13 protein-coding genes and 1 pseudogene are annotated in these 11,245 nt (G+C 70.3%); 4 read left to right on the top strand and 10 right to left on the bottom strand.

From position 1 onward, the window contains the following. Positions 1-221 precede the first annotated feature (221 nt). From ACPA54_RS07150 to ACPA54_RS07120, 7 genes and pseudogenes are all read right to left on the bottom strand, one after another. A complete protein-coding gene (locus ACPA54_RS07150) occupies positions 222-431 on the bottom strand; it encodes a hypothetical protein (protein ID WP_423527843.1) in 210 nt (69 codons plus the stop codon). Between the two features lie 34 nt (positions 432-465). After that, positions 466-789 (bottom strand): annotated as a pseudogene (locus tag ACPA54_RS07145) (hypothetical protein); the annotation flags it as partial. Beyond that, positions 725-943 (bottom strand): hypothetical protein, encoded by a 219-nt coding sequence (locus tag ACPA54_RS07140; RefSeq protein ID WP_423527814.1) that lies wholly within the window; start codon positions 941-943, stop codon positions 725-727. The pseudogene ACPA54_RS07145 and the gene ACPA54_RS07140, both read right to left, overlap by 65 nt. A gap of 3 nt (positions 944-946) precedes the next feature. Next, positions 947-1,186 (bottom strand): HNH endonuclease, encoded by a 240-nt coding sequence (locus ACPA54_RS07135; RefSeq protein ID WP_423527813.1) that lies wholly within the window; start codon positions 1,184-1,186, stop codon positions 947-949. A gap of 297 nt (positions 1,187-1,483) precedes the next feature. Continuing rightward, positions 1,484-2,260, bottom strand: coding sequence for a glycoside hydrolase family 26 protein (locus ACPA54_RS07130; protein ID WP_423527812.1), 777 nt, complete (start codon positions 2,258-2,260; stop codon positions 1,484-1,486). Positions 2,261-2,720: 460 nt separating this feature from the next. Continuing rightward, positions 2,721-4,214, bottom strand: a complete 1,494-nt coding sequence (locus ACPA54_RS07125) for a hypothetical protein (protein ID WP_423527811.1) — start codon at positions 4,212-4,214, stop codon at positions 2,721-2,723. A gap of 134 nt (positions 4,215-4,348) precedes the next feature. Continuing rightward, a complete protein-coding gene (locus ACPA54_RS07120; protein ID WP_423527810.1) occupies positions 4,349-5,269 on the bottom strand; it encodes a glycoside hydrolase family 26 protein in 921 nt (306 codons plus the stop codon). A 168-nt stretch (positions 5,270-5,437) separates the two neighbouring features. Between ACPA54_RS07120 and ACPA54_RS07115 the strand changes: the two genes are divergently transcribed. After that, positions 5,438-5,992, top strand: a complete 555-nt coding sequence (locus tag ACPA54_RS07115) for a hypothetical protein (protein WP_423527809.1) — start codon at positions 5,438-5,440, stop codon at positions 5,990-5,992. A 97-nt stretch (positions 5,993-6,089) separates the two neighbouring features. On the opposite strand, the gene ACPA54_RS07110 is transcribed toward ACPA54_RS07115, so the two are convergent. Then, positions 6,090-7,106, bottom strand: a complete 1,017-nt coding sequence (locus ACPA54_RS07110) for an NAD(P)/FAD-dependent oxidoreductase (RefSeq protein WP_423527808.1) — start codon at positions 7,104-7,106, stop codon at positions 6,090-6,092. 356 nt (positions 7,107-7,462) lie between these two features. On the opposite strand from ACPA54_RS07110, the gene ACPA54_RS07105 reads away from it, so the two are divergent. Further along, positions 7,463-8,458 carry an LLM class flavin-dependent oxidoreductase gene (locus ACPA54_RS07105; protein WP_423527807.1) on the top strand — a complete coding sequence of 332 codons (996 nt, stop codon included), beginning with the start codon at positions 7,463-7,465 and terminating at the stop codon, positions 8,456-8,458. A 69-nt stretch (positions 8,459-8,527) separates the two neighbouring features. On the opposite strand, the gene ACPA54_RS07100 is transcribed toward ACPA54_RS07105, so the two are convergent. Together ACPA54_RS07100 and ACPA54_RS07095 are read right to left on the bottom strand one after the other, a co-directional pair. Then, positions 8,528-8,680: a hypothetical protein gene (locus ACPA54_RS07100; RefSeq protein ID WP_423527806.1), complete on the bottom strand. Its 153-nt coding sequence runs from the start codon at positions 8,678-8,680 to the stop codon at positions 8,528-8,530. Between the two features lie 124 nt (positions 8,681-8,804). Next, on the bottom strand, positions 8,805-9,434 hold the full coding sequence (locus ACPA54_RS07095) for a TetR/AcrR family transcriptional regulator (RefSeq protein WP_423527805.1): 630 nt from the start codon (positions 9,432-9,434) through the stop codon (positions 8,805-8,807). Positions 9,435-9,557: 123 nt separating this feature from the next. On the opposite strand from ACPA54_RS07095, the gene ACPA54_RS07090 reads away from it, so the two are divergent. After that, positions 9,558-9,971 (top strand): organic hydroperoxide resistance protein, encoded by a 414-nt coding sequence (locus tag ACPA54_RS07090; RefSeq protein ID WP_423527804.1) that lies wholly within the window; start codon positions 9,558-9,560, stop codon positions 9,969-9,971. 178 nt (positions 9,972-10,149) lie between these two features. Further along, positions 10,150-11,235, top strand: coding sequence for a DMT family transporter (locus ACPA54_RS07085; protein ID WP_423527803.1), 1,086 nt, complete (start codon positions 10,150-10,152; stop codon positions 11,233-11,235). The last annotated feature ends 10 nt before the right edge of the window (positions 11,236-11,245 follow it).

Here is an 11,245-nt window from a genome sequence, read left to right as displayed (position 1 = left end):
CCGCTACGAACGCAAGCCCGAACACTTCCTCGCCTTCACCGCCATCGCCTGCACCCTCATTTGCTATCGCAGACTCACCAAATGAGATGACGTCTTAGTGGCCGTGGATGATGCAGAGCCGGTCGGGGTGGTGCGGGTGGTCTGGCCACCCGCATTCGTCGCCGTGCCCACGTCGCCGCCGTTTGAGCCAGCGTTTGAGCGAACGCAGCACGTCGGGTCTCCTATCGTTCGAAGTCGTCGTAGTCGTCGGCGTCTTCGTCGGTGTGCCGGATCCACGCTCCGGCGGCGAGGTTGTAGCCGTACGCGAGCGCGTAGCCCGCGGCCATGGCGCGGCCGAACGCTGCGTCGGTGGTCTTGGTGCCGGGGGCAGGGATGCGGGGCGGCGGCGGGGTGTGGTCGTGCCAGCCGGCACAGCAGCCGGCGCGGCTCACCGGTGCCGTGGTCGTGATCCACAGACAGCCTCCGGGTCTTTCCGGTAGCCCTGAGACAGATCGCACACGACCCGCCTTGAAAGGCCGCGAGACGGGCATACTCGCCCTCGGCCAAGCCGTACGTCCGCTGTACGTGCTTCTCGTGATTCGCCGCCCGGCGCCGCTTCACCTCGGCACGGTGATGCGTCGCGCACCGCGGGCCCGGATACGGAGCCGGGCGCTTCTGACGCGCCGGGGAAGGGAAACCGCCGAACTCCGTCGAGCAGTCCTTGCAGACGTGGCCAGCCACGCCCTCACTCGCCTTCCCCGAGGACGACCACGGTTTGCGTGATGCCGTACTGCGCGAGCAGATCCGCATCGGTTGCCACCTGGTATCGGCGCCCGTCCCCGTCACGCCAGACGATCCCGGCCGAACCTCGGTCTTCGACGACCACTCCCGAAAGGCGCACGCTGCGTGTCGCCAACTCGCGCGTGATCAGGAGATGCGTTCCTTGCTCGTACTGCGGTGTCACCGGTCAGCCCTCCTTCGGGCACCCCTCGCAGCCCGCGCACGATGACCCCTTGGCGAGGTTGCAGCGGCGGTGCGTCAGGGTGATGTTGTTGGGGTGATCCGGGCCGCCGTGCGACCGCGGACGCGTGTGGTCGAGGTTCACGTGCCGCGAGTGCAGGAACCCCGACGGAAGCTCCTCGTCGCAGATGCCGCACAAGCCGTCCTGCCGGGTGTGAAGCAGCGTGCGAACCGCGGCCCGGGACATAGGCGATGACGTACTTCTCGGCGCCCATGGCAGCCTCCGGCCCCTGCGAGGGCACATCCAGGGCACACGCCACCCGGAATCAGTGCGGAACGATGAGAAGTAGTGAGAGGCGTTTGCGCAGGTCAGAAGCGCCCGGGTGCGTTAGCCGCAGGCCAGCGGAGTGCCAGAACACATGATCAACATGTGATCCGAAAGCCCGCACCATACCTGTTGCAGGAATAGGTGACGGAGAAATGCCAAGGGCGGTGCCGCGGCAAATCGGCGGCACCGCCCGAAAGCAGCTTCAGGGCTTCGGAATCACAGGCTCCCGAACGTCACCCGGTATTCGGCTTTGCCGTTCGGGAACGCGTCGAGTGTGGCGCCGCCCCAGTCCTGGTCGAAATACGACTGGAAGAGCGGCCCGGACGCGTTGAACCAGATGGCGGCCTGGTCGATGAAGTACGGGTTGTCCCCGCCCCCGGCGTACGAGTCGCCGTTGTGTGCGTACAGGCCCCACTCGTCGAACGCGACCGGCTTTCCGTGCGCCGCGGCGAAGGCCTTGTGCGCGGCGAGTCCGCCGGGCTGGTTGACCAGGTTCGACCAGCGGTCCTGCGGCGTCGCCGTCTGGTGGCCCCACCAGACGTCGTAGAAGTTCTGGCCGATGACGTCCACCCAGGCGTCGCCCGGGTAGTAGTCGGCGTAGCCGGTGAGCTTCCGCCCGGTCGGGAATCCGGTGGCCGAGTCGAAATCGAACGTGAAGTGCTGGCCGGGGACGGTCCGCATCACATCGACGACATGCCGGAACGCGGCCGCGTAACCGGCCGGGTCGTCGCACGCCTGCCACGGTCCGATGCCGCAGTTGTTGCCCTCGTAGCCGACCCGCACCACCGTGTCGGCGAGCCCGTTCGCGACGAGTTTCGCGGCGACGCCCTTCCACGCCGAGTCGTACGTGCCGGACACGACCGCGGCGAAGTTCCCGCCGCTGGGAACGAGCGGCAGGCCGAGGGCGAGGCGCCGGCCGGTGTCCTTCCACGCGCCGAGCTGCGTCGGGTAGTAGGTGCCGAACGGGTCGATGTAGTCGGTTGCGACCGGCACCGGCGATCCGAGCCAGGAAGCGAACGTACCGACCGCGGCCGCGCCGCCGGTGGATCCGGTGCCGGAATAGACGCCGAGGTGTCCGGGTGTGAACGCGACCGGCTGCGCCGTGGGCGTGGCCGTGGCCGTGGGTGTAGCGATGGGCGTGGGTGTAGCGGTGGGTGTGGCCGTGGGCGTCGGCGCCGCCTTCGGCTTGTGTCCGGCCTGAGCCTGCGGTGCGCATGTAAAAACCGCTGCGGCGGCGAACGCGGCAACGGCCATAGTTGAGAGGCGCAGACGTCCGGGCATGAACCAGTCCAATTTCGTCGAGCGTGTTCCGGGTCCGAAGCAACGTACGTGGCCGGAATCCCGTATGCAACGAGCAGAAATCACACCGGTATCGCTGATAAGCCCCGCCCCACGCGTCATCGAAAACGTGCAAGAGGGCCGGATCCGGAAAACGGATCCGGCCCTCGGCGGGTCAGTTCGGTCGCTTGGCCCACGGAGACTTGGCGTAGCCGCTGTCCACGTGGAACACCTGGGGCTTCCCGTACAGGTTGCGGACGTGGATGCTCCATGTGGCAACGCCCTGGGCGACCTGGACCTGGAGGCTCGCCGGCCTCCCGGCCTGCCGCCACTCCGCGCAGGCCGCGATACACGCGTTCGACAGTTCGGCGAAGTACGAGGCGAGCTTGCTCGGCGAGGGCGTCGCCCCGGTCTCCTGTTTCATGTGCTTCAGGCAGGCCAGGTCGGTCTCCATGCTCGCGGTGCAGAACGCGCGCGGGACCCACGACTGATGGATCGGGATCCAGGTCACCGCGGTGACCGTCGCCGGGAGCTGGATCTCCGTGTAGCCGAGTTTGTTGATGGCGGCGCACACGGTGGTCCAGTCCTCGCCGCTCCAGGCGAGGATGCCGACGGCTTTGGACAGCTGGAGCGCCGTCGATTGCGCCGGCATCTTCTTCTTGACCGCGGTGAGGATCGTGGCGTTCTGGCAGTGCAGGAGCACCTGCCCGATCTCCGCCGGCTCCAGCCCGGCGATGCACACCAGCCACGGCTTGCCGTAGAACCCGACCATCGACGTGCACATGGACAGGGCCGGCAAGCCCATGTTCGACAGGCAGGAGAACCGGTCGACGACCTCGGGGCGCACCAGGGTGATGCTGCCGCTCAGGTTCAAATGCGCGTTGACCAGGGCGGTCGACGCGGGGGTGCAGATCTCGGTGATCGCTTGGTTCTGCTCGGCCGCGGTGCATGAGAAGGACGCCTTGAGCCGGGTGTCGATCTGTTGGCCCAGCTGAACGATGCTGGTCTGCAGCAGCAACTGCTCGGCGGTGGCCCGGTGCTTGAGCAGCGGGGCGGTGAGCGGCGCGAGGATTTCGGTGAGCTGGAGCGTCGCGACGTACTGCACGGCGGCATTTGCGTCGGTGACCGTCACGGTGAGTTGGGTGAGCGCGGTGTTGCACATCGCCAGCGTGTTCGTCCGGTGCGCCTCGACGGCCGTGGACTGCTGGGCGAGTGCCGCCAGCTTGCTCGCGGCGCCCGGCTGGGCGGCGTCCAGGCCCTTCATCAGCCCGGTCGACGACGTGAACGAGCGCAGCCGCTCCCTGGTGGCGGACGTCATTTTGGCGCGGGTGACGTCGAGGCACATGATGTCGCTGTGCTCGACGAGGATCAGTTCCTCATAGGCCTCCTCGACCGACGAGACGACGGAGTCCTTCAGGTCGTCGAACATCTTCCGGGCCAGGTCGTCGATCAGGGCGGCCATCTGGGCCTTCCACACCGCCCGGCGCTCCGGGTCGGCGATGTGCGCGAGCTGCTGCTCGACCAGGGCGTTGGCGTCGTCCTTCCACTTCTGCACGGCGGCGTTCGCCTGGCCCTTGAGCACCACGGCGAGAGCCGGCTTCAGCTCCTCGTCGTTCGCGGGACGGTCCGGCGGGGTCCCGCCCGCGCCGCCGATCGTCTGCTCCGTCATCGCCGTGCCCCCAATCCCCCCGCCGCGTACGACACACCGCGACGGGACAACGTCACGGCGGGCGGCGGCCCGACAATTCTGTCAGCCGGTCAACTCCCTACGGGGCAAAACGCGTTGATCGGTTGCACAGCCCATCAAACGTCCGCGGCGCCGAAGGCCGCGCGGTAGGCGGCCTTCCCCATCGGGAAGTCGTCGAGGGTGCCGCCGCCCCAGTCCGCGGCGAAGTAGGACTGGAAGACCGCGTTCGACGACGTGAACAGGTCGGCCATGCGGCCGATGAAGTCCGGGTTGTCGCCGCCTCCGTGGTAGGGGTCGCCGGGGCGGTACAGGCCCCATTCGGGGAAGGCGAGCGGCTTGCCGAGGTGTGCCGCGAATGCGAGGAAGTCGGCGATGCCCATGGGGCGGTCGTGGATGTACGTCCAGCGCTCGGCGGGGGAGGCGGTGGTGCCCCACCACACGTCGTAGATGTTGAGGCCGACGATGTCGACCACGTCGTCGCCGGGGTACAGCACGTCGAACGACGTTGCCGCGCCTGCCGGTCCGACGGCTTGGTCGAGTTCGACGGTGAACCGGCCGCCGGCGACGGACCGCAGCACGGATACCGCGCGCCGGAACGCCGCGCGGTACACCGCCGGGTCGGTCGTGCCGTGCCACGGCCCGATCCCCGGGTTGTTCGGCTCGTAGCCCAGCCGGACGACGGTGTCGGTCAGGCCGTGCGCGACGAGGGTGGCGGCAGTGGCGTAGAACAGGCCGTCGTGGAGACCGGCGGCGACCTCGGCGAGCGAGCCGTCCGGCTTGGGCGTGAGGGGGAGGCCGAGGATGAAGCGCCGGTTGTCGGCGTCGGGCGCGGCGGCGGCCCAGCCGCCCCACCGGTCGCTCATGACCGGTGTCCACGCCGCCCCGTTCGCGTCCGCCTGGTCGGATTCGGCGTCGGCGGGGTCGGTGTAGTCGGTGGCGTCGAGTTGTCCCCGGCCCAGCCACGAGGCGAAGGCGTCGACGGCGGGGATCGCGGCCGTGCCGAGGTAGATCCCGACGCGGGGGGTGCCGTCGGTCATGTCGTACTCCCGAACTGCTCCGAGTCACCCCGAGCCGTCCCGGGCCGCCTCCGAGTCATCACTGGTGACGCACAGCAACGTGCGTGCGGCCACCCAGCGGGTCGACTACCGTTTTGTCCAAGTTTGGCATCCTGGAGAGGCCGGCGAAACGGCGAAAGGAGAGGCCTCATGCACGCCCGTTCCTTCGCGGACGACGTGGTCAAGCGGCTCGGCAACGACAGCATCCGCCGGATCGCCGCCCTGCTCGGCGTCGACGAGACCGCCGCGCGCCGTATCGCGCACGAGTCCGTGGCCCCGGTCGTCTCCGCGCTCGTCTCCGACGTGGATCGCAACCGTACGGAAGCCACCCGGGTCGCGGGGGCGATCAACGAGGCCATGCCGGTCGCCGGTCCCGCCGCGGGGAAGAAGCCCCGCACCGCGCTGACCGGGATCAAGGGCGGCATCCTGGTCCTGGTCGTCCGCAAGGCCGCGGGGCCGGCCGCGCGGAGGATCGCAAAACGCACCGGTCTTCCGGTGCGCGTGTCGATCACGCTTGCCGAAATGCTGCTTCCGGCGGTGATCGGGGTGCTGGCGAAACGGCTCAAAGCCCGCAGCGCGGGGCGCGGCGTCGGAGCGATGGACGTCGGAACGGCGATGACGTCCGAGGCGTCACTGCCCTCCCGCCGCTACCGGCGCGGCCCGCTCGGGATGGTGGATCGCGTGTCGGCGTTGCGCCGGCACTGAGCCCGAAGGACCAGCCGGCGGGCGAGCAGCGAGTGGCGGGCGGCGGGGGAGTGAAGGCGGGGGAGTCCGGGCCACCGGGACGCCCCCGCCTCCCGTGTCACCCCGAGTCCGACGAGTGGCCCGGGAACACCTTCGCCGACGGGTCGATCACCGTCATCGCGTTGTTGACCGCCGTCGCCGCCTCGCCGAAGCCGGTGGCGATCAGCTTGACCTTGCCGTCGTAGTCGGCGATGTCGCCCGCCGCGAACACGCGCGGCAGGTTGGTGCGCATCGTCGAGTCCACGAGGATGTGCCTCTTGCGCTGCTCCAGCCCCCACGTGCTCATCGGCCCGAGGTCGGCCACGAACCCGAGCGCGGCGACGACCGCCTGCGCGGGAATCGTGCGGGCCGCGCCGTCCAGCTTGGCGACGATGTCCGCCGACTCGACCCGCCCGTTGCCGTGCAGCGCGGCCACCTCGGCGGACGTGATGACCTCGACGCTCGACTCCATCACCTTGCGCACGCTGTGCTCGTGCGCCCGGAACTTGTCGCGCCGGTGCACGAGCGTCACCGACTTCGCGAGCGGCTCCAGGCTCATCGCCCAGTCGAACGCCGAGTCGCCGCCGCCGACGATCAGCACGTCGAGGCCTTCGAGTTCGGCCAGCTTCGGGACGAAGTACCGGATGCCTTCGCCGGTGAACACGTCGGCCGCGGGCAGCGGGCGCGGACTGAACGTCCCGATACCGCCGCTGATCAGCACCACCTTGGTGCGCACGGTCAGTCCCGTGTCGCAGGTGACGGTGACCGCGTCGTCGCCGTGGTCGAGCCGCTCGGCGCGATGCCCGAGCAGGTACAAAGGATCGAACTGGGCCGCCTGTTCACCGAGCGCGTCGACCAAGTCCTGACCCTTGACGGCGGGGAACCCGGCCACGTCGTAGATCATCTTTTCCGGATACATCGCGGAGATCTGCCCGCCGATCTCCGGAAGCGAATCCAGGACCGCGACCTTCAGGCCGCGGAAGCCGGCGTAGTACGCCGCATACAAGCCGGTAGGACCGGCGCCGACGATCAGCAGGTCGGCCTCGACCGGCGCGGTGTCACCGGGTGGTACTGGGGGCTGAACGGGCTGGGACACGAGGGCTCCCTCCGCTAAGGGGCGTCCGCAGATGAGGTGTCCTGATCGGCTGACCAGCCCTGATGTTGGCCAGCCGCAGAAGCCGCGACGACCATACCGACGGTGACTTCACGTCACCTGAATACGTGCCCCGCGTCACATCGGGGAAAGCCGTGAACGGTCCTTTGTTTGGCGGGATGTCGGGCTTGTGCGGGATGGCGGAGGTTCGCTCGGATGGCCGCGGGGCGGGGGAGGGGTGAGAGAGCAGCGGAGGGCCGCAAGTGGCGGCAGGGGCGGCGCGGCGTCGGCGGCCGCGTACGAGAACCTGTTCTCTTTCCGGGTTCTCTTCCCCGCCGCGGATCACTAGGGTCCCCGCCATGGAAATCTCCTGCGCCCTGCCGCCGTCGGCCGAAGCCCCCGCCCTCATCGCCGAAGCCGAACGCCTCGGCTACGCCCGCGCATGGTGCTACGACTCCCCGGTGCTCTACGGCGACGTGTGGATGACCCTCGCCCTGGCCGCCGAGCGCACCGGCACGATCGGCCTCGGCCCCGCCGTCCTGGTGCCCAGCCTGCGGCATCCGATGGTCAACGCCGCCGCCATCGCGCACCTCGCCGAACTCGCGCCCGGGCGCGTCGCGGTGACGCTCGGCGCGGGCTTCACCGGCCGCATGATGCTGGGGCAGCGGCCGATGCCGTGGGCGCAGGTCGAACCGTACGTCGCCGCCGTCCGGGCACTGCTCCGCGGCGAGGAAATCCTGTGGGAGGGCAAGGCGCTGCGCATGCTTCAGCCGCCCGGCCACGGCGCGGCGCGGCCGGTCGAGGACGTTCCGATCCTGCTCGGCGCCGAAGGCCCCAAGGGCCTCGCCGCCGCGGAACGGCTCGCGGACGGCGTCTTCTCGGTGGGTTCCGTGCAGAAGGCGGGCGCGTTCCCGTGGCGGGCGACGCTGCAGTTCGGCACGGTCCTGGACGAGGGCGAGGACATGGGCTCCGAGCGGGTCCGCGAGGCCGCGGGTGCCGCGGTCGCCGTCATCTACCACGCCGTCTACGAGCGCGCCGGGGCCGGCGTCGACGGCTTCCCGGGCGGCCGGACCTGGCGCGAGTCCGTCGAACTCGCCCCCGAGGACGCCCGGCACCTGTCCGTGCACGACGGCCACCTCGTCGGCCTCAACCGCCACGACCGGCTCATCTGGGAGCAGTCCCGCGACCTCGCGCCCCAGCTCACCCTGACCGGCACCGCCGACCAGGTCCGCGCCCGCGTCGCGGAAATGGAGAAGAACGGCGTCACCGAACTCGCCTACCAGCCGGTCGGACCCGACAAGCCCCGCGAACTGCGCGCGTTCGCCGAGGCGCTCGGGGTGGCGCCGCGGGGCTGAGAACGGGCTGAGAACGGGCCGAGCGGCCGTGCGTCGGCCGGGACGGCGTGGCGCGGACGTTGTCGGGGGCTACCACTCCGTCAACACCGGCGTCACGCCGGCCGAGTCGAACCGGTCCCGGAACTGCAGGTGGCCGTGGAGGCCCCAGTCCTTCCAGGCCCAGCACACGACCTTCGGGTGACCCGCGGGGTCCAGGACGTCCGGGTCGAGGACGTACGACACGAAGTCGCCTTTGCCGACGGATCGGACGATGCGATCCGGCGGCAACTCCGCCCGTGCGTTCCAGCCCCTCGTAAACCGCGCCGAGTCCGCGCGATCGGCGCGACCCGGCCTGGCGTTCGCGTGATCAGTTCTGCGGAGGGTCGCCCAGCACCCGCTCCAGGGCGTCTTCGACGACCGGTCGGAGATCCGACGCGTCGTCCAGGTAGCAGCGCACCGTCAGGCCGTCGCGGAGCAGCAGCAGGATGCCCGCGGTGCGGTCCGGCGCCGGGTCGTCCGCGGCGGCGAGCAAGCGGCGCATGAGGTCGAGGAACCAGGCGCGGTGCTCGGCGATGGTGCGGCGTACCGGGTGCTCCGGGTCCGGGTACTCCGCCGCGGCGTTGACGAACGGGCAGCCGCGGAAGGCGGGGTCCGCGCCGGCTTTCGTCATGTAGGTGAAGATGCGCACCAACGCGGCACGGGGGTCGCCGTCGGCGGGCTCGGCGAGGAACGCTTCCGCGATCTCGCGCTGGAAGCGGAACTGCTCGGCGACGTACGCGTCGACGAGCGCGTCCTTGGCCGGGAAGTGGTGGTAGAAGGTCGCCTTCGCGACCTTGGCCTCCGCGATGATCCGGTCGATGCCCACCGCGTGCACGCCCTCGGCGTAGAACAGCGCACTCGCGGTCTCCAGTACCCGGCGGCGCGCCGGACTGGCCGCCCGGCGGTCGGCGGCGGCGTCGGCCGCTGCGGCGGGGGAAGCGGCGGTTGCGGGGCTCATGGGGTTGAGATTAGCAGACAGGTCTGTCTAGAGTGCTGTCCCGTGAGGCGGACAGACCTGTCTGTTCGTTCTCTTGGACCGCGTACGTGACCTGCCCATTCAGTTCTTTCGGAAGGACGCCTCATGGCTCCGATCTACACCGCCATCGCCACCTCCTCCGGCCGCGACGCCCGCGCGGTCAGCTCCGACGGCCGGCTCGACGTGACCCTCGCTATGCAGAAGGAACTCGGCGGAACCGGCGTCGGCACCAACCCCGAGCAGCTCTTCGCGGCCGGCTACGCCGCCTGCTTCGCCAGCGCCATGCAGCTCGTCGCCAAGCGTCAGAAGGTCGACGCCGCGGACGCGTCCGTCACCGCCGAGGTCGGCCTGGTCGCCAACGGCGACGGCGGGTTCGGCCTCCAGGTCGTGCTGCGCGTCGAACTGCCCGACGCGCTGACCGCGAAGCAGCGGACCGCACTCGTCGAGGCGACGCACCAGGTCTGCCCGTACTCGAACGCGACGCGCGGCAACATCCCGGTCGAGCTGGTCGTCGAGTAGTCGGTGGTCGGTCGCCGACATGGCCGCCGCGCATAGCGAATGATTAGCGACTGCTTAAGGGTATGCGTCGGAATCATTCGATGGACGTAAACAGTCTCCGCGCGGGAGCCTGAATCCCGAGCGGGCGGCGCAGCAGCGCCGCCCCGGGGTCGGGACGACACGGCGGAGGGGCGGGCGGATGAGCGGGCAGACCACCGGACGGATGGCCGGACGGATGACCGGACGGCGGGGCGGCGGAAAGCGGTGGGGGAGCATCTCGCGGCTCATGCTGCTCGGCGCCATCTGGGGATCCAGCTTCCTGTGGATCAAGATCGCCCTGCGGGGATTCTCGCCGATCGAAGTGGCCTTGGTGCGCGTGACCCTCGGGGCGCTCGTCCTGCTCGCCTTCACCCGGGCCCGCAGCGTGCCGCTACCCCGCGGAATCGGGACCTGGGGCCACCTCACGGCCGCGGCGTTCTTCCAAAACGCCCTGCCCTACGCCCTGTTCGCGTTCGGCGAGCAGCACGTCGACAGCAGCGTCGCCGGTGTGGTCAACGCGACGACGCCGTTGTGGACCATGCTGCTCGCCGTCCTCGTTGGCACCGGGGCCCGGCTCGGTGCCGCACAGGTCTTGGGCCTGTTCCTCGGCTTCGGCGGCGTCCTGCTGATCCTCGCGCCCTGGCAGAGCGGCGGAGCCTTCGGCACGGGCGCGGCGCTGATCGTCGTGGCGGCGTTCAGCTACGCCGTCAGCTACATGTACATCGACCGCTTCGTCGCCGGCCGCGGCCTCGACCCGGTGGCGATGTGCGGGGCGCAGCTCGCCGCCGCGGCGGGGATGCTGGCGGTCGTGCTGCCCTTCTCCGGCGTGTTCGGCTCCTCCGGCGGCATCGCGGTCACGCCGCGTGCCGACGCCTTCGCGGCCGTCGCCGTTCTCGGGGTCCTCGGGACGGGCGTCGCGGTGTGGCTCAACTACCGGCTGCTCGTCGACGACGGGCCCGCGGTCGCGTCGACGGTCACGTACCTGATGCCGCCGGTTTCGGTGCTCCTCGGTGCCCTGGCGCTCGACGAACCGTTCGGGGCGCGGATGGCCGTCGGCATCGCGATCGTGCTGGGCGGGATCGCGTTGACGCGGCGGCGCGGCGAGACGGCCGCGGCGGCCGGAAACGAGAACGCCGCCTCCCCTGCGGAGGCCGAGGGGGCGGCCGCTGCCACGCCGGTGTCCGACGCCGCCGACTGGTCCGAGGGCGCGCCCGTGGTTTCCGGCGTTGTCCGGAGGCATGCGTAGGCTGCTTGTC

The organism is Uniformispora flossi, from assembly GCF_049534875.1.
GTDB lineage: Bacteria > Actinomycetota > Actinomycetes > Streptomycetales > Streptomycetaceae > Yinghuangia > Yinghuangia aomiensis.
This window is presented reverse-complemented; position numbering and strand designations above follow the sequence as displayed.